13 protein-coding genes are annotated in these 17,159 nt (G+C 70.5%); 8 read left to right on the top strand and 5 right to left on the bottom strand.

All coding sequences use genetic code 11. From position 1 onward, the window contains the following. Window positions 1-41: 41 nt before the first annotated feature. Window positions 42-4,406: a Pls/PosA family non-ribosomal peptide synthetase gene (locus ABD481_RS26470; RefSeq protein ID WP_344668526.1), complete on the bottom strand. Its 4,365-nt coding sequence runs from the start codon at window positions 4,404-4,406 to the stop codon at window positions 42-44. Between the two features lie 394 nt (window positions 4,407-4,800). On the opposite strand from ABD481_RS26470, the gene ABD481_RS26465 reads away from it, so the two are divergent. Next, window positions 4,801-6,042, top strand: coding sequence for an arylsulfotransferase family protein (locus ABD481_RS26465; protein WP_344668466.1), 1,242 nt, complete (start codon window positions 4,801-4,803; stop codon window positions 6,040-6,042). Here the strand turns inward: ABD481_RS26465 and ABD481_RS26460 are convergent. After that, window positions 6,002-7,030: an LLM class F420-dependent oxidoreductase gene (locus tag ABD481_RS26460; RefSeq protein WP_344668465.1), complete on the bottom strand. Its 1,029-nt coding sequence runs from the start codon at window positions 7,028-7,030 to the stop codon at window positions 6,002-6,004. The genes ABD481_RS26465 and ABD481_RS26460 overlap by 41 nt on opposite strands. Window positions 7,031-7,125: 95 nt before the next feature. Further along, entirely contained in the window at window positions 7,126-7,950 is an 825-nt protein-coding gene (locus ABD481_RS26455) for a helix-turn-helix transcriptional regulator (RefSeq protein ID WP_344668464.1), read from the bottom strand. Window positions 7,951-8,117: 167 nt separating this feature from the next. Here ABD481_RS26455 and ABD481_RS26450 point away from each other — a divergent pair, with 167 nt between their 5' ends. Beyond that, window positions 8,118-9,605 (top strand): hypothetical protein, encoded by a 1,488-nt coding sequence (locus ABD481_RS26450; RefSeq protein WP_344668463.1) that lies wholly within the window; start codon window positions 8,118-8,120, stop codon window positions 9,603-9,605. Window positions 9,606-9,616: 11 nt separating this feature from the next. Here the strand turns inward: ABD481_RS26450 and ABD481_RS26445 are convergent, their stop codons facing one another. Next, window positions 9,617-10,069 carry a VOC family protein gene (locus tag ABD481_RS26445; protein WP_344668462.1) on the bottom strand — a complete coding sequence of 151 codons (453 nt, stop codon included), beginning with the start codon at window positions 10,067-10,069 and terminating at the stop codon, window positions 9,617-9,619. A 198-nt stretch (window positions 10,070-10,267) separates the two neighbouring features. Here ABD481_RS26445 and ABD481_RS26440 point away from each other — a divergent pair, with 198 nt between their 5' ends. The 5 genes from ABD481_RS26440 to ABD481_RS26420 all read left to right on the top strand — a co-directional run bounded on the left by ABD481_RS26440 (window position 10,268) and on the right by ABD481_RS26420 (window position 15,727). After that, complete coding sequence (locus ABD481_RS26440; RefSeq protein WP_344668461.1) at window positions 10,268-11,260, top strand: aldo/keto reductase; 993 nt, start codon at window positions 10,268-10,270, stop codon at window positions 11,258-11,260. 80 nt (window positions 11,261-11,340) lie between these two features. After that, window positions 11,341-12,351, top strand: coding sequence for a helix-turn-helix transcriptional regulator (locus ABD481_RS26435; protein ID WP_344668460.1), 1,011 nt, complete (start codon window positions 11,341-11,343; stop codon window positions 12,349-12,351). A 320-nt stretch (window positions 12,352-12,671) separates the two neighbouring features. After that, window positions 12,672-13,064: a cupredoxin domain-containing protein gene (locus ABD481_RS26430; protein WP_344668459.1), complete on the top strand. Its 393-nt coding sequence runs from the start codon at window positions 12,672-12,674 to the stop codon at window positions 13,062-13,064. 292 nt (window positions 13,065-13,356) lie between these two features. Then, on the top strand, window positions 13,357-14,796 hold the full coding sequence (locus ABD481_RS26425; RefSeq protein WP_344668458.1) for a phenylacetate--CoA ligase family protein: 1,440 nt from the start codon (window positions 13,357-13,359) through the stop codon (window positions 14,794-14,796). Beyond that, window positions 14,789-15,727 (top strand): hypothetical protein, encoded by a 939-nt coding sequence (locus ABD481_RS26420; protein ID WP_344668457.1) that lies wholly within the window; start codon window positions 14,789-14,791, stop codon window positions 15,725-15,727. Before ABD481_RS26425 ends, ABD481_RS26420 begins: the two co-directional genes overlap by 8 nt. Here the strand turns inward: ABD481_RS26420 and ABD481_RS26415 are convergent. After that, window positions 15,715-16,377: a hypothetical protein gene (locus ABD481_RS26415; protein ID WP_344668456.1), complete on the bottom strand. Its 663-nt coding sequence runs from the start codon at window positions 16,375-16,377 to the stop codon at window positions 15,715-15,717. The genes ABD481_RS26420 and ABD481_RS26415 overlap by 13 nt on opposite strands. 146 nt (window positions 16,378-16,523) lie before the next feature. Between ABD481_RS26415 and ABD481_RS26410 the strand changes: the two genes are divergently transcribed. Further along, window positions 16,524-16,955 carry a nitroreductase/quinone reductase family protein gene (locus tag ABD481_RS26410; protein ID WP_344668455.1) on the top strand — a complete coding sequence of 144 codons (432 nt, stop codon included), beginning with the start codon at window positions 16,524-16,526 and terminating at the stop codon, window positions 16,953-16,955. Window positions 16,956-17,159: the final 204 nt, after the last annotated feature.

The raw sequence follows: 17,159 nt of genomic DNA, 5'->3' as shown, positions 1-17,159 counted from the left end.
GGATCCCAGATCGGATCTCAGACCGGATCTCAGACCGGATCTCAGCTCGCTGAAACGGGGTCGCGCACCACGGTGCGCGGCCCCTCTGCCTTCGGCGTCTCCACGGGATCCCAGTGCGCCACCGGATTCCCGTGCCACCGCGTCCCGGCCCGCAGCCGGTCGCCGCGCATGACCAGCGACGACGGCCCCGCCACGGCGGCGTCGTCCAACCGGCTGCCCGGCAGCGCTATCGCGTGCGGACCCAGCGTCGCGCCCCGTCCCAGCGTCACCGTGTCCATGCGCATCAGCCGGTCCTGGAACAGATGGGTCTGGAGCACCACGCCCCGGTTCACGGTCGCGCCGTCGCCCAGCCGCACCAGATCGGTCTCCGGCAGCCAGTGGCTCTCGCACCACACGCCCCGTCCGATGCGGGCGCCGAGGCTGCGCATCCACAGGCTCAGGAACGGCGTCCCGATCAGCGACGTGCCGAGCCAGGGCATCGCCAGTTCCTCGACGAAGGTGTCGAACAGCTCGTTGCGCCACACGAACGAGCTCCACAGCGGCTTCTGCGACACCGTGAAGCGGCCGATGAGCAGCCACTTCGCCGCCGTCGTCAGCAGGCAGGCGGTGATGCCGCAGCCGAGGAGCGCCAGCATCGCGATCGGGAACGCCGGGTAGAGGCCGAAGCGGTCGTAGGCGGCCTGGACCGCTATCACCGCCAGGTCGCCGAGCAGCACCGTCGCCAGGACCGGCAGCCAGCGGCACAGCTCCACCGCGGCCCGCGCGGCCAGCAGCCGCGCCGGCGGGTCGTAGGTACGGTCCGTCGACTCGCCGCCCTCGGCCTGCCGCTGCACCGGGAAGCTCGGCCGCCCCAGCCACGAGCCGCCGGGCCCGGCGTCCGGCGGGGCGTCGGACAGCACGCCGATCAGCGACTCGTCGGGGACGGTGCGGAACGGTCCGACGATCCCGGAGTTGCCGACGAACGAGCGCTTGCCGATCCGGGACGGCCCCAGGCGCAGCCAGCCGCCGCGGATCTCGTAGGGCGCCACCAGTGTGTCGTCGGCCAGGAAGGCGTGGTCGTCCACGGTCAGCAGGCTCGGCAGCGCCAGCGCGGTCGAGGCCTCGACGCGACGCCCGATCCGCGCCCCGAGCAGCCGCAGCCACACCGGAGTCAGCATGCTGGCATACAGCGGGAACAGCGTTCCGCGCGCGGTCGCCATCAGCCGGTGCACCAGCCACACCCGGAAGCCGACGCCGCCGTGCGCCGGATACACGCCGGGCCGGATGGTCCGCGACGCGATCCGCACGGTCAGCGCGACCAGCAGCGCGTAGCAGAACACTGTGAGCAGCGTCAGGGGCACGGACGTGGCCAGCAGCAGACCCGCCAGGCTGCCGGGCGTCGGGTGCGGGCCCTTCCACGCCGTGAGCAGCGCCAGCGCCGGGAGGGCGGCCACCAGCGGCAGCAGTTGCAGCGCGGGCAGCGACAGGGTGTGGAGCAGCGCGATCCGCGCCGAGCGCCCGTACTCCGGCGGCGGCCAGCGGAACGTCGGCGGGACGTCGTCGCGGCGCGCGGGCGTGCCATGCCAGCGCTCGCCGGCCGGCACCCGACTGGTCACGCAGCTGCCCGCCGCCACCAGCGCACCGGCCTCCAGATCGGCACCGGGCATCAGCATGCTGCGAGTCCCCACCGAGGCGCCGGGACCGACCCGGACGCCGCCGACGTGCAACAGATCGCCCTCGATCCACCACCCGGCGGCGTCCACCTCCGGCTCCAGCACAGCACCGTCGCCGAACGCCGCCATACCGGTGACCGGCGGCAGCGTGTGCAGCTCCACATCGCGGCCGACGCGACAGCCGAGCAGGCGCGCATAGCGGCCGGCCAGCGGCGTGCCGACCACCGCGCCCAGACTGAAGGCCCCGACCAGCCGCTCGGCGGTCCACAGCCGCAGATGGGTCCAACCGCCGCGCGGATAGGAGCCGGGTTGCAGGTTGAGGGTGAACAGACGCGCGCCGAGCCCGCTGAACACCACCCGCGCCGGAGCACTCGACAGCGCGAGCCAGCCGCCGACGATCAGCCACCACGAGGTGTGCGGAGCCCATGGCACCGGCCCAAGGACGTTGTCCAGCGCCGCCACCCCGAGGACCCACGGGATGGCGGTTATGAGGAACAGCAGGACGAGGACGACGCCTTGGTACAGGCCGGCGGTCGACGGCGTCAGGTGGACGCGCCGGTGCCGGACGCGCGGCTTGCGGCCTGCGGCGGGGTCGTCGTCCTCACCGAGGAAGGCGGCCAGGTCGACGAGACGCGGATGCTGGTAGAGATCTTTGACGGTGAAGGCCGGGAACCGCTCACGCATCTCGGCGACCAGCCGCGCGGCGGTGAGGCTGCTGCCGCCGAGGGCGAAGAAGTCGCTGTCGGGCTCGACGGGAACGCCGAGCAGGCGTCGCCACTGCTCGGCGACCCATCCCGCGGTGCCGCCGAGCTCCGCACCAGCGTCCGAGGAGGCGGATGCGTGGCCGGGCAGGGGCCATGGCAGGGCTTTGCGGTCCACTTTGCCGGAGGTGCGGGTCGGCAAGTTGTCGACCACGGCTAGGACCGGCACGAGGGCTGGGGGAAGGCGCTGGAGGAGCAGGGCGCGGGCAGCGTCGCGGTCGAAGGAGATACTGGGAGCGGGGTCGCTGCCAGGCCCGAAGCCTGCGCTGAGGCCCGGCCCGGAGGTGGAACCGCCGCCGGAGCCGGAGGTTGCGCCAGAGCGCGGGCCGGAAAAGGAAGCGGCGCTGGAATCGGAGCTTCGGCCGGGGTCGGAAGCGAAGCCGGGCCGATCGCTGGAACCGGAGCTTCGGCCGGAGTCGGTACCGAAGCCGAGCCGGTCGCTGAATTCGGCGCTTAAGCTGGGGTCGGAACCGAAGCCGGGCCGATCGCCGGAACCGGAACTTAGGCCGGGGTCGGAACCGAAGCCGGGCCGATCGCTGAAATCGGTGCTTTGACTCGGGTCGGAAGCGAAGCCGAGCCCGTCGTTGATATCAAGATTTGCCGGATCTCCGGCAGATCGCTGATGCGGAATGTTCGTGAGCTGCGAAGCTTCATGACCGGTGTTCACCGCCAGCACCAAGTACCCGACCAGCACCTGCCCGCCCGCCGGGCTGTCCTTCACCGCCGCGGCGGCCGCCCGGACTCCGGGCAGTGCCTGCAACGCCGCGTCGACCTCGCCCAGTTCGATCCGGCGGCCGCCGATCTTCACCTGCTCGTCGGCGCGGCCTACGAAGATCAATCCTTCGCGTTCGGCGCGTACCAGGTCGCCGGTGCGGTAGACCCGTGGGCTCCGGAGGGCCGGGTGCGCGGCGAACTTCTCGGTGTCCTTGTCGGGGTCGAGGTATCGTGCGGTTCCGACTCCGCCGATCAGTAGTTCGCCGGTCGTGCCCCAGGGGACCGGCTTCCCGGCGGCGTCGACCACTGCCAACTCCCAGCCGTCCAGCGGGATGCCGATTCGCACCGGCTCCCCGGACCGCATCAGGGAGACGCAGGCCACCACCGTGGCCTCGGTCGGCCCGTAGGTGTTCCAGAACTCCCGGCCCGGCACCGCCAGGCGCTCCACCAGTTCCGGCGGGCACGACTCGCCGCCGACGATCAGCAGGCGGACCCGGGCCAGGGCCTCGGCCGGCCACAGGGCGACCAGCGTCGGCACCGTCGAGACCACGGTGATGCCCCGCTCGACCAGCCACGGCCCCAGGTCGGTCCCGGCCTTCACCAGTGAGCGCGGCGCCGGTACCAGGCACGCGCCGTGCCGCCAGGCCAGCCACATCTCCTCGCACGAGGCGTCGAACGCCACGGACAGCCCGGCCAGGACCCGGTCGCCGGGCCCGAGCGGCGCGCTCCGCACGAACAGGCGCGCCTCGGCGTCCACGAACGCCGCCGCCGAGCGGTGCGTGACCGCTACGCCCTTGGGGCGTCCGGTGGTGCCGGAAGTGAAGATGATCCAGGCGTCGTCGCCCAGGTCCGGCGGACCGGTACGGCTACCGGCCCGTCCCGGCCCAGCAACCAACCCCAAGCCCTCACCGACCACCACGCACACCCCGGCGTCCTGCCAGATCAGCCCCGCCCGCTCGTCCGGATCATCCACATCGACCGGCACATAAGCAGCGCCGGCAACCAGCACACCAAGAATCGCGACATACAAATCAGTAGTGCCCGACGGCACCCGCACCCCGACCCGGTCACCCGGCCCGACACCGTGCGCACGCAGCGTCCCGGCAAACGACTCGGCGGCCGAGCGCAGCGCCCGATAGGACAGCACGACCCCTCCGGCCTCCAGCGCGGGAGCGTCGGGATGACCGCGGACCGTGGCGTCCAGCACCTCGACCAGCGTCCGAGGCGGTGCGGGATCGACGACCGGCCACACGGCGCGGTCCAACGAGACAGGCGACATCCGGCCGAGCGGCCAGGTCGCTGCCGTGTCGTGGGTAGGGTGCATGCACTAGTCATTCTTGTGTCGTCGTTACCAGCAGTACGCCAGGCCCGGCAGCCTTCTGTGGCAACGCGACCGGTCATGTCCTGACCATGATTCATGAGCGTTGCATAAAGAGAACGTTAAGAACCCCGCGCAAAGCGGCCCGACCAGCGGATTCTCACATCGCGTCACAGTGCATCTCAGGGCCCGGACTCGCATTCCGCCCCGCGCGCGGCCGCGACTACCGTCGCACCATGTTCCAGCTGCACGTCCTCCGGCGCCATGTCGACCTCATGCGCGTCGACAGCGCGATCTGTCGCGCCGCAGTCTGACGATCGCTGACACATCCCCTCTCTCCGAAAGTCTTTTCGCCATGCGCAAAAGCACCTTCGGCGCGGTCCTCACCGCCGCGTCCGCCCTCTCCGTCGCGAGCGCCGTCGCCATCCCGGCCACGGCCGAGGCGGCAGCTTCCGCCCCGCAGTTCCCGCAGCTCACCGTCCTCACCGACACCGCCGGGACCGGCCGGGGCGACATCTTCCTCACCCCCACCTCCGCCGACCCCGCCTACCTCAACGGCGTCGAGATCCTGTCTCCCGACGCCAAGCACGTCGTCTGGTCGCACGCCGTCCCGGCCGGCCAGCTCGCCGCCGACTTCCGCAAGCAGAGCTACCACGGCCGGCCGGTCCTGACCTGGTGGCAGGGCACCGGACTGGGCGGCCTGGCCGACGGCGTCGACGAGATCTACGACGCCCACTACCGGAAGATCGCCGAAGTGCGGGCCGGCAACGGCTACAAGGCCGACGGGCACGAGTTCGTCATCACGCCCCGCAACACCGCCCTGATCCTCGCCTACACCGAGGCCACCGCCGACCTGACGGCGATCGGCGGCTCCGCGCACCAGAAGGTGATCGACGGGGTCGTGCAGGAGATCGACATCGCCACCGGCAAGGTGCTGTTCCAGTGGAACAGCGCCGACCACGTGCCGTATTCGCAGAGCGAGCAGCCGCTGCCGAAATCGCCGGACACCCCGTGGGACTGGTTCCACGTCAACGCGGTCAAGGAGGACGGGAACCACCACCTGCTGATCGACGCGCGCAACACGTGGACCGCCTACGAGATCTCGCGGACCTCCGGCAAGATCGAGTGGCAGCTCGGCGGCAAGGCGAGTTCCTTCGCGGTGAAGGCCGCGCCGGGGCTGGAGCTCAACACCGCCGACGCGCCGTTCGCCTGGCAGCATGACGCCACGTCGTTGGGCCACGGCTACTACAGCGTGTTCGACAACGAGGCCGCCGGGGCGGCGAACAGCGGCACCGGCGTCTCCTCGGCCTACGACCGCAGCCGGGTCGTGACGCTCAAGCTGGATCCGGCGAAGCACGAGGCCACGCTGGTCCGGGCCGAGGATCAGCCCTCGAAGCTGCTCGCGTCGTCGCAGGGCAACGCGCAGCGGGAGCGGAGCGGCCAGACCTTCGTCGGCTGGGGTTCGCTGCCGTTCGTGTCCGAGTTCGGCCGGAACGGCGCGCTGGTCTTCAACGCGCAGTTCCCGGCCGGGGTCAACACCTACCGCGCATACCGGTTCAGCTGGAGCGCGCCGCGGAGCCAGGACCAAGCCTCCTAAGCAGGTCGAGCACGGATTCCAGAGTGCGGGGGATCTCAGGGGGCAGCGATACGTAGAGCTGGATGCCGGTCACACCGGGCACGTGGTACCGCAGGATCTGCTCCCGGCAGTCCTCCGGTGAGCCGCTGATGAACAGCCCGTCCACGATCTCGTCCGGCAGCGCCCGCTGAGCCCCCGCCGGGTCCCCCGCCTCCCATGCCGCATGCGACGTGCGGAGCAGGTCGTCGTTGCCCAGCCACTCGTGGAACTTGCGATAAGGCTCCTGATTAAGGATCCACGCGAGAAAGGAGCGCGCGCTGGCCCGGGCATAGTGCCGGTCCGTCGTCGGGCAGACGAACACTTTGACGATCAGCTCCTTGCCGGCCGGCTGCGGTCCGACCGCTTCGAGGACCTTGGGCACGTCGCCGGGCAGCAGCAGGTTCGTGATCGCGCCGTTCCCGTCGGCGAACGCGAGCCGCAGCATCGCGGGACGCAGCGCTCCCAGGATCACCTTGACCGGGTCGGCCGGTGGATGCGGCATGCGGTAGCCGGCGATGGTGAACGTCTCGAAGTCGTCGCCGATGTATTCGCCCCGGAGCGCGCGGGTGACGAAGCGGAGCACGTCGCGCGTGCGTTTGAAAGGCGCCTCGAACGGGATGCCGTTGATGTCGCTGACATGTGCGGGCACTGAGGAACCGAGGCCCAGCAGCACGCGCCCGGGTCCGGGAGCGAGTTCCGCCAGCGTGGCGGCGGTCTGGGCGATCACCGCCGGACCCCGGGTGTAGACGGGGATGACGCCGGTGCCCACGCGCAAGGACGGGGACCAGGCCGCGGTGGCGGCGAGCGGCGTGAAGGCGTCGGTGCCGCCGCCTTCCGCTGTCCAGACATCGGTATAGCCGATCGCGGGGAGCTGCTCCACGATGGGGCGGTGCTGGCCGAGCGAGATGCCCGGGAGCGGCAGGGTGACGCCCCACGTGGGTGGAGCGCTGACGGAATTGGTGACTGGCACAGCGACGACGTCCTTTCCGGTGAGGAGTCCAGCCTTCAGGGTTGGACGCGTCCCAGCCAGATAGGCGTCTATGCCATTACTTCTGCTTAATACGATCAGTGCACTGTCAGAACCCTGGTGGCGTCGTCCGGGCTCTCCGGGGTGAACAGCAGGATCAGCGACGACGGCGCATCCACCGGGCGCAGGGAAGCCAGCGACATCCGGAGCGGTTCGGCGCCGGGCGGGGCGACGGTGACGACACGCGTGGTCAGTTCGCCGACCGAGTGGCAGCTCCACCAGTGGCTGAGTTCGGGCGCGTCCGCCGTCAGGCGACGGTAGAGGGCTGCGATCCGCTCGTCGGACGACGCCGTGGTGGCCTGGGCCCGGAAGTGCTGGAACACGCTCATGGCGAGCGGCTCCCAATCCGCGTGCGAGAGCGTCCCGCGGAGCCGGTCGTCGGCGACCAGCAGCCACATCAGGTTGCGACGGTCGGCCGGCACCGCCGAGGGATCGCCCCAGACCGCCGACCAGGCGGCGTTCCACGCCACCACGTCGAAGTTGCGGTCCAGCAGGACCGCCGGGCTGACCGGCCAGGAGTCCAGCACCGGTTGCAGCGCCGATCGCGGACCGGCAGCGGGCCCGGGTTCGACTTCGGGTTCGTAGAAGCCCGCCAGGCGCAGCGCGTGCCGGGTCTCGGTGTCGTCGAGGCGCAGAACGCGGCCCACGGACTCCAGCACTTGGCGCGAAGCCGCGACTCTGCCCTGCTCCAGCCACGTGTACCAGGCGATGCTGACGCCCGCGAGGGAGGCGACCTCCTCCCGCCGCAGTCCCGGGGTCCGGCGGCGCGGGGCGGTCGGCAGGCCCACGTCTTCAGGCTTGAGAAGCGCGCGGTAGGCACGGAGAAAAGTGCCGAGTTCCTGGCCGGCGGCGGGGGTCGACATGCGGAGCTCCTCTCGATCAAGAGAAGTCTGTCAGCACCGCCGGTCAAAGGCCGTCGACAACTGATGTCCGCCGCGCATCCCGAGTCCACGAGCAGTTCACCTCAGCACCCTGTCCCCCCACAGATCATGGGCCTTCCTGAAACAACGAACGGGAAGACAGGACGGGGATGAACCTCATCAAACTGAACCACCGCAGGCTGAGGCCGACCAGGATCACAGCCCTGACAGCCGCCGGCCTGGCCACCATAGCGGCCACCACGGCCGTCACCGCGCCCGCGGGCCACGCCGACCCGACCGGCACCCCCACCTACCGCCAGCTGGCCGGCTTCGGCTCCCGCGAGACCGCCCCGGTCATGGACGCCCTGTCCAACGCGGTGACCATCAACGGGGTCAAGGTCCTCGGCTCCTACAACCCGCACGGCCAGTCCACCCCGGTCCAGACCAAAGCGGACCCGGCCTGCGTCTACCGGTACCAACCGCCGCTGGGCGGCGTCCCCAACTTCTCCGGCGGCGGCTACGACGCGCTCGTCAAAGAGTTCGTCAACGCCGGCGCCCACGGCTGCGTCCAGTTCTCGCGCTCCTCGTTCGTGGACCCCCGGCCCTACGCCGAGTACGCCGTCAGCCTCACCTACATCCCCTACGCCTACGACGGCACCACCTTCGCCGTCACCGGCACGAGCATCATCCCCCGCGACCTGACCTTCGCGGACCTGCGCGCCATCTACACCTGCGACCCGGGCTACGTCGGCACCGGCCCCAACTACACGATCCGCGCCCTGCTCCCGGAGAACGGCTCCGACACCCGCAACGCGTGGCTCCGCATCATGGGCATCAGCGAGACCGACGTCCAAAGCGGCCACCTGCCCTGCGTCAGCGACCAGGGCAGCCAAGGCGCCTACCCTCCCGGCGATCTGCGGATGCTGACAAGCAACACCCTGATGCCGATCTCGATCGCCTCCTACAACGCCCAGGCCGCGGGCGTGATCCCGGATGTGCGCGGAACCGCCACCCTCGGCTCGATCCAGGGCACCGCCCCCGACCTCGCCAGCCCCGCCTTCCCGGCGGCCTTCGGCGGCTACTCGTTCGCCGTCGGCAGCGGCAGCACGATCCCGAGCCAGGTGACGCGCTCCGACCTGGTGCAGATCTACCACTGCGACCCGGCCTACGTCGGCACCGCGCCGAACTACGCCGTCCACCCGCTCCTGCCCAAGGCCGGAACGGCGGCGCGCGCCGCCTGGGAGTCGGCCGTCAACATCACCGACTCCCAGTTGGCCGCGGGCCAGTACCCCTGTGTCTCCGACACGCGTCTCGGCGTCCCGATCGCCGAGAACGACGGCCGGGTCCTGGACGCGACGTCCCTGGTCCCGATGTCGATCTCGGCCTACCTCGCGCAGGCCGGCGGTACGGTCCCGGACGTGCGCGGCAGCGCGTCGCTGGGCATGATCGACAACGTCAACCCGCTGACCGTGAACCGGAACTTCGCCGCGGGCAACGAGGTCGACAACGTGATCGCCACGCAGTACGTCAACACGGCGCCCTACAGCACGGTCTTCGTCGGCCAGAACTCGCTGGTCTGTCAGAACACGGCGATCATCCAGCGGTACGGCTACGGCGCGGACCCGTCCTGCGGGAACACCACCAAGCAGTACGACTGATCAGCATGTAATCAGTATCCTGACTCGACATCCAGGATCCAGGTGGTGCCGAACCGGTCGGTGAGCATCCCGAATCCGGGGGCCCACTGGGAGGGCCCGAAGTCCTGAATGACGGTCGCACCGTTACGCAGCTTCTCCCAGTGCGCGGCGATCTCCTCCACGGAATCGCCGCGCACTGACAGGAAGAACCGCTCCGTCGTCATCGTCAGACCATTGACACGCGTGGTCTCCCCGCCGGGCGTTCGTTCGCCCTCGCCGGGAACGTCGTAGGCCATGACCCGGAAGCCGTTCGCCCCGACGACCTGGCCGAAGACCACGTGTTCCGCGCCAGGCGCGTCCTTCGGCATCCCGAAGTCGCCGTAGGTCGCGACCATGACCTCGCCGCCGAAAACGGACTGGTAGAACTCCAGTGCTTCCCGGGCTTCGCCGTGGAAGTTCAGATGCGCAGTCGTGTGGACCGTCATGATGTCTCCTCCGTCCCTGTCCGCCGGATGTGCACCGGCGCGACACCAACAAGCATTGCTCCAGTACCGGACAGGGAGTGTCCGCTACTAGGACGCGTCGGCATCGGCGGGCGAGTCGGTCTCGGGCACCGGGCAGGCAGCACGGCTCGGCGGGCGGACCTTGACCTGGAGCGTGCTCCAGGGTGCACGGTCGACGACATGGAATACACACCTTTCGGCGGCCCGGAGGGGCCGCGGGTCAGCACCCTGGCGCTCGGCGCCCTGCCCTTCGGCGCGGGCGTCGACGAGCCGACGTCGTTCGCCCTGCTCGACCGGTTCGTCGAGGCCGGCGGCACGTTCATCGACACGGCCGACTGCTACTGCTTCTGGGTCGCCGGCAGGACCGGACGGGAGAGCGAGGAGCTGCTCGGCCGCTGGCTGGCGTCCCGGAAGAACCGCGACGGCCTGGTCATCTCCACCAAACTCGGCGCCCAGCCGGACCCGGAGCTGGCCACGACCTGGCCGCGCAACGCCGAGGGCCTCTCGGCGAAGACCGTCCGCGCCGCCGCCGAGGGCAGCCTCCGGCGCCTGGGCACCGACCACGTCGACGTCCTCTTCGCCCATCTGGAGGACCGGTCCGTCGACTTCGTCGAGACGGTCGGCGCCTTCGCGGACCTCGTCGCCGACGGCCTGATCGGCCAGGCCGGCGTCTCCAATCACCCGACGTCCCGCATCAAGCAGGCGCGGGCCGCCGCCGTCGAGCTCGGCGTCCCCGGCTACACCGCGGTCCAGCAGCGGCACAGCTTCCTCACCCCGAAGCCGGGCGCGAGCTTCGAGATCCAGGAGGCGGCCGACGACGACCTGCTGGCCCTGGTCCGCGCGCAGGACGACCTCTCGATGATGGCGTACACGGCCCTGTTGGAAGGCGCGCTGGTCCGCGAGGACCGACCGCTGCCCCGGCAGTATCAGACCCCGCAGAACGAGCGGAGACGCGCCGCCCTGTGGCGCACGGCCCAGGAGGCCGGTGTCACGCGTGCCCAGCTCGCCCTGGCCTGGGTGCTGCGCGGCGACCCGCAGATCATCCCCGTTCTCGGTGTCAGCACCCTGTCCCAGCTCGACGACGCCCTCGGCGCGCCGGCCGTGCCGGCGGACGCGCTCGCGGCGCTGGCCGTGGCCGTGGACGAGGCGGAGGCGGAGGCCGGGGCGGAGTAGCCGGGGCGGGGGCAGGGGCGGAGTAGCCGGCACTGAAGCCGATCACAACTCCAGACGCGCCGAGGCGCATCATGAAAGACATGCCGACCAGCTCCGCCCCCTCCGCCTCCCGCCGCCTGCTCTCCCTGTTGTCCTTGTTGCAGGTACGGCGCGAGTGGCCGGGCCAGTTGCTCGCGGAGCGTCTCGACGTCAGTCCCCGCACTGTGCGCCGCGACGTCGACCGGCTGCGCGAACTCGGCTACCCCGTCCGCGCCATCAAGGGCCCCGACGGCGGCTATCGCCTCGACGCCGGCTCCCACCTGCCGCCGCTGCTGTTCGACGACGACCAAGCGGTCGCCCTGGCCATCGCCCTGCGCACGGCCACTCTGGCGGGCGCCGGAATCGAGGAACCCGCGCTGCGGGCGCTGGCCACTCTCCGCCAGGTGATGCCGGCCCGGCTGCGCGGCCGACTGGACGTCCTGGACCCGGTGGTCATGGCGAACTCGCCCGACGCCACCGAAGCTCCCGTGGACACGGAGGTCCTGCTGGCGATCGGCGCCGCGATCCAGTCCCACGAAGAACTCAGGTTCGACTACCACTCCCCGGCCTCCGCACCGGACGACGCCGCGCCGCCCCGCCGCACCCAACCCCACCACCTCGTCGCCCACGCGAAACGCTGGTATCTGATCGCCTGGGACGCGGCCCGTGCGGACTGGCGCGTCTACCGCGTCGACCGCATGACCCTCCGCACTCCGAACGGCCCCCGCTTCACGCCCCGTGCGCTCCACGAGCTTCCCGGCGCCGACCCCGCCGCTTTCCTCGCCGCACGCTTCAAAGGTTCCGACCACGCCGACACCTGGCCCTGCACCGCCACCGTGATCCTCGACGCGCCCGCCGACGCCATCGCGCCCTTCGCCCGCGACGCCGTCGTGGAGCCCCTGGGCCCGCGCCGCTGCCGCCTGCGCATCGGCTCCTGGTCCTGGCCCGGGCTGGCCGCCGACCTCGCCCGCTTCGGCGCCGACCTCGAAGTGCTCGATCCGCCGGAGCTCCGCGCGGCCTTCGCGGACCTCGCACGACGAGCGGCCAAGGCAGCCGGTCCCGCCGGCCCCTGACACCAGCGATGAAGAATCCTTAGGTGCTATCCCACCCTGTTCACCTCGCCCGGCACCGGCGCCGAAGGAACACGGCCCGCCGCGCGCTCGCACAACCTGCCGTTTCCGCCCCGGGCCACGCGCCATCCACCGCCTGAACAGCCCGTGAAGGACAGTCGCACTCGCCGTGACCGACTCCTTGCCTACATCGAACGTTTGACGCACACTCGCCGTTGAGAGAACGCAGGACCCGTACCTGCGATCCGGAGCGCGGCCACGCCCGGAACGTGCCCTCGTGCCGCAACGACGCGGCGTGACGAAGCCGATCTTGGAGCGCACCAGTGGCCGTCCCGAGAATCCTGTTCGCCCTCCCCCTGCTCGTGCTCGGCGCCGCCGCGCCGGCCCTGGCGCACACCACCGCCGCCCCGGCGGACGCCCCGAACCTCGTGGGGATGCGCCAGGAGGACTTCAGCAAGGACACCGTCACCCTGCACGTCGGCGACACCCTGAAGCTGTTCAACGACTCCAACTTCCTGCACGTCGTGGCCCCCGGTGAGGACGCCCGGGTGGCCGACCAGGCCGGGGAGCCGCGCTTCGGGGCGCGGGACGTGGTCAGCGTCCCGCGCGGCACCGCCTACCAGACCATGACCTGGGGCGCGCCCGGCACCTACCACGTGACCTGCACCCTGCACCCGGAGATGAACCTGACGGTGATCGTGCTGCCGTCTTCCTAGCCCCCGGCCCGGCGTGGCCGCGCCGGACCGGGAGACCCGACCGCTTCGAGGTCCCGAAGGGAGGTCAGCAGATGAAGACCCTGAAGTGCTCCGTCAAGCACGCACGCTACGCGATGGGCTCGCTCACCGGCGTGCTCTTTGCCGCGTGCGGCGGCGGCTCCTGATGATCGGCACCGCCTGAGCCCGGTTCGCCGAACCGGGCCCGGGCGGGCTGGAGCGCCCAGCGCGGGGGCCGGGCGGGCACCGGCCGGCCCCCGTCATCGTCGCAGATCCCGTCAGGAAGGGCCCACCCGTGTTCGAGACCGGTATCCGACAGTTCCGCATGGCGCTGGCCATGGTGTCCGGGCGCCGCATCCGGCCGGAGGTGATCGAGAAGCTGATCGCCGACGCCGCCGCGACCCTCGCCGAGTTCGGCGCGCCCGGCGACGACGTGCGGCAGCTGCTCGAAGGGCCGTTCGCCGACCCCGAGGCGCGCGAGCACTTCCAGACCCAGGGCATCCGCCGGACGCTGCGCCGGCTCCACGAGCACTCCCCGTTCTACCGCCGCCGCCTGGCCGAGGCGGGCATATCAGCCCTCGAGCTCAAGTCCTTCGAGCCGGCCGCCCTGCACCGGATCCCGGTCACCACCAAGGACGAACTGGTCCGCCACGCCCGCGACTTCGTCTGCGACGACGTCCAGCCGCACCTGTCGACGCGCACCACCGGCACCACCGGCACCCCGGTCGAGATCTGGCTCTCGGTCTACGAGTCCCGCCTGTGGCCGGCCCTGGCGGCGCTGGCCGGCCTGCTCCGGCACGAGATCAGCCCGGCCGACCTGCTCCAGGTGAACCTCAGCTCCCGGGCCACCGCCGCCGTCCAGCACGACATCGAGGTCTGCCGCCTGGTCGGCGCCCGCACCCGCGTCCTGGGCCTGGTCCCGGTCGCCCAGAGCCTGGAGGCCCTCCTCGACGGCGCCACCATCCTGGGCACCTACCCCAGCTACCTGGCCCAGCTCGTCACCGAGGCCCGGGCCCGGCGCCTGACCCCGGCCGACTTCACCCTCCGCCGCATCGACGTCGCCGGCGAGCTCCTGTCCACCGCCGTCGCCGACGCCGCCCGCGAGACCTTCGGCGCCGAAGTCACCGACACCTTCGCCATGACCGAGGTGCTGCCGCTGTCCGGCCGCAGCTGCGAACGCGGACACCTGCACCCCGACCTGAACGTCGGCCTGGTCGAAGTCCTGCGCCTGGACGAGGACGCCCCGGCCGACCCGGGCGAACTGGGACGCCTGGTGGTCACGCCCTACTTCCCCTACCGGGACTGCATGCCCCTGCTCCGCTACGACACCGGCGACCTGATCCGGCGCCTGCCGGAGGACACGGCCCGGTGCAGCCTGGCCGGCATCCCCGGCGTATCAGCGATCCAGGGCAAGGCCGCCCTCCTGGTCCGCACCGCCGACGGCCCGGTCACCACCCGCGACGTCCTCGAAGTCCTCGAAGCCCTGCCGACGCACCCCTGGCCGGCCCGCTTCCACACCTGGGCCGAGGACGGCCGGCTCCACGTCGGCGTGCCCCCAGAGCTCCTGGCCGACCTCGGAGCCACCGACCTGGCCAAGGCCTTCGCCGCCCGAGGCCTCGACGCCACCGTCGAGCCCGCCACCGCGACCCCCCGCGCCGTCCGCGCCGACCTGACCGAGACCACCTTCCCCGGCGCCGTCCCAGCGCCGCCGCGCCCCCTGGAGCACCATGTCTGACCTGCTGGTGCGGCAGAGCATGCTGCAACTCGCCGTGACCATCTGCGCCTCCCTCGGCGTCACCGCCGCCGCCGTCGCCTACCTCCGGCGCTACCGCCTGGAACGCCCGGCAATCGGAACCTTCAACCTCCGCGACGTCGCGACCATGATGGTCTTCATCACCGTGCTGCCACTGTTCTACCTGAGCCTGCCCTACTGGATCCTGACCCCCTTCCTGGTCCTCACCTTCGGCGGCGCCCTGTCCATCGGACTACGCCCGGTGATGCCGGCCACCGCCTCCTGGACCGTGATCGGCATCCTGCTCGGCACGAACCTCTGGGTGGCCCGCACGATGCTCGGCACCCAGGCCGGCTGGCAGCTCTACTGGATATGCGTCGGCCTAGTAGTGTTCGGCGCCGCAGTCTGCGTATCGAACCTCTACGTACAAGGCGGCATGAAACTCCGCCACGCCGCATGGTTCACCCTCGCACTGGCGGTCTACGACTTCACCTTCAGCACAATACTTCCGCTGACACCCAAACTCGCCGACCGCTTCCAGGGCCACCCCCTCAACGCCGCGATCGGAATGCGATGGGATGTGTTCAACGCAGCGATCGGCGTCGGAGACCTGCTCGCCTTCGCCGTATTCGCAGCAGCCGCCTACAAGGCCTACGGCGCCAAGGCCATGCGCCTGGTCTTCCCCCTGGTAGTACTGTTCGGCGCCGCCGCACCCAGCCTGACCCCACTGGTCCTGCACACCTTCACCCGAGGCAGCCTGAACATCGTGGTCCCGGTCCAATCCTGGTTCGGCCCACCGGCCTTCCTGCTCTACCGCTGGATGCACAAGCACTACGGCCCCGAACGCACCACCGCCCAATTCCGCGCAGACCTCGACGCCGAACAGGTCACCCAACCACAACCACGCCCCATACCCCTGGCTCACCGAGGCTGAAGCACATCCCCGTACCGCTCCCAACGCGGCCACGGCCCGAAGTGAACGGCGTACCACTGCCCCCGCCAGGAGAGCATGGAGAAGACCCCGAACGAATGCGGCTTGCCATCAAGCATGTACTCCACCCGGGAGCCATACACCCGATAGTAAGGGATCTTGTTCTCCTCAGACCCCGGCGGCATCCACTGCGCACTCCCACCGGGAACAGCCATCCCAACCAGCTGAGCCCTCCCCGCCCCCGCCCCAAGCAACCGATGCGCAGCATGCACATCAAGATCGAAGTACCCGACAAGACGATAGTCATAGTCCCGCCCCGCATCGCCCAGATCCTTCAACCGAACATAGGCCGCCTTCGGAAAAAAGAACGCCCGAGCCTCCTCCGGCCGATCATCCACAATCCCCTGCCACAACGCCCGCAACCGCCCCTGAAACTCCTGATCAGCACGCGGCAACACCCGCGTCTGCGGCAACGTCCCCGGATCAACCACCACAGGCTGCCGCACCACAGGCCGCTCCGCCACAGGCCGCTCCGCCACAGGCCGCTGCACCGCCCCAACAACCGGCCGCCCCACCGGCTGAGCCTCCACCCCAGCCCACGCAGCCACCACCACCGTCGCCCCGACCAAAACAACCCTGACCAGTGAACTCATAACGACGTTCCTGTCCGACCCCAGCCCCACCATTCCACCGTTCGCCCCGATGGCCCACACCGCAGCGCAAATCCATGCATGACGCACCACCTGCCGAGGTACTCAAGCAGTCGACAGAAAGACCACCACTCGACAGGGAGTTCGACATGACCGAAGCAGACGACTGGAACGCAAACATCGTCGCGGAATTCCGAGCCAACGAAGGCAAGGTCGGCGGCCCCTTCGAAGGCGCCCCCCTGATCCTCCTCCACCACATCGGCCGCAAAAGCGGCCGCGAATTCGTCGCCCCGATGATGTACCTCCCCGCAGAAACCCAAGGCGAGGACACCATCTACGTCTTCGCCAGCAAGGGCGGCGCCCCCACCAACCCCGACTGGTACACCAACACAACAACCACCGGCACCGCCACCCTCGAACGCGGCACCGAAACCTACTCCGCAACCGTCACCGAACTAACCGGCCCCGACCGCGACCGCATCTACGCCGAACAAGCCCGCCGCTACCCCGGCTTCGCCGACTACGAACGCAAGACCGAGGGCATCCGCACCATCCCGGTACTCGCCCTGACGCGACAGTAGCCGACCCACCCACCGGCAGCCGCAAGACTAGGCCACGCCCACCGCCCCCGAGTCCACAGTCCCCTGCCCGGGTTTTTGGTTCGTTCCCCTCGGTCACGTCGGCAGGGCTTTGCCTACAGTGCCGCCGACCGGGTGTCCAGTCCACGCTGTACGCAACCGCCGCCAACACCTCAAAAGCAAGCGCGTGGACTTGACACCCGGGCG

The sequence above is a fragment of the Catenulispora yoronensis genome (genome assembly GCF_039531695.1).
In the GTDB taxonomy this organism is placed as follows: Bacteria; Actinomycetota; Actinomycetes; order Streptomycetales; family Catenulisporaceae; genus Catenulispora; species Catenulispora yoronensis.
Note: the sequence above shows the minus strand (reverse complement) of the source record. Positions and strands in the feature narration are given on the sequence as shown.